At 45.8% G+C, this 1107-nt stretch carries 2 protein-coding genes; both read right to left on the bottom strand.

What is annotated here, in order from left to right:
* Positions 1-65: 65 nt before the first annotated feature.
* Positions 66-506, bottom strand: a complete 441-nt coding sequence (locus tag QZ271_RS14325; RefSeq protein WP_291432617.1) for a hypothetical protein — start codon at positions 504-506, stop codon at positions 66-68.
* 91 nt (positions 507-597) lie between these two features.
* Positions 598-1107, bottom strand: a 510-nt coding sequence (locus QZ271_RS14320; RefSeq protein WP_291432615.1) for a hypothetical protein, incomplete at its 5' end; no start/stop codon positions are given.

Genomic DNA, 1107 nt, shown 5'->3' with positions numbered 1-1107 from the left:
GTGGCATTTTCGGTCTTCACAAACAGAAAGTGTCCCCTACCGGGGACGCTTTCTCATAATTTCTGTCAGGCGGTCAGATCTGCGGGCAGGCGTTTCATCTTTGCCCGTAACACGTCGCTGATGAAGTGACCCGTTCTCCGGTCAATTGAAGTCGAAACAACTGAAAGGGGGCAAGTTACTCCAACCTTAGATTCAATTACAGGAAGGCTGTGGTACATATTATCTTTATTGTGAATATCTATACCCCATTTCCCTCCTAGGTTGGCAAGAAAAACCCTTCCTACATATCTTGCACTGCCATCAAGAACACTTACATTTACAAAAGATGTTATTTCGTCCACCGTATTAAAATTCTCAGTGAGCCATGTTTCTAGAACATCGAGTGAATTGACTGAGTAGTCAAGCTGCTCACTGATTCCACTAGGGAGAGAATCCTTGAAGTCCTTAACTACGTCAGGATTCTGAAAAACCCAGTAGCCAAAGGCGTCCTCGTCGGAAATATACAAGATGCTAGGGTATTCACTCATACTTCACCTTTATTTTAGCTGCTTTCAAAGCGTCGAGCAATGGTTCACTGGCTTTAGTTTTTATAAATACCTAAGTTATATCCCAGCCCTCGCTAACTAGAATCGCGTCACGTTCTATCTCTGATGCAATATCTGCTGCGTGTGTAATATACCCTGTGCTATACTCTTTAACTTCAACAGCTTTTTGAGTCTTAATATCGGCAATGTCAAGCCGTCGCGGGCTTCCCCCTGCGTCAACAGTAACTTCCACTTCTCCCCAACCAAGAGTTTTCTGATAGGCAGCTACCCCAGCGTTGGACTTCTTCGCCTTTAATATGTTAGCCTCATAAACTTTAGACCAGTGGTCGTAAGTCCACGGCCCACCTTCTAATTGGTTCAGCTCCCAACGGGCCGCTTTGTGTTCTGGTGTACCCGCCTCTAGTTTTAATATTTTAGTTTCCAACTCTTTGATTCTCTTGGCAACCTCTTCAGTTTTTTCGCCTGCCTGGCTTACACCTCCTGCTTTGGGTTTCGCCATCCTTAGCACTTGGCCCAAAGTCAATTCCTGCTGCGGGGCGCTCATGGGGATTCCGCCCGCCAT

Origin of the sequence: Deinococcus sp. (assembly GCF_018260555.1) — a bacterium.
Taxonomy (GTDB): Bacteria; Deinococcota; Deinococci; order Deinococcales; family Deinococcaceae; genus Deinococcus.
The sequence above is the reverse complement of the archived record's forward strand: the minus strand, read 5'-3'. Positions and strand labels throughout refer to the sequence as shown.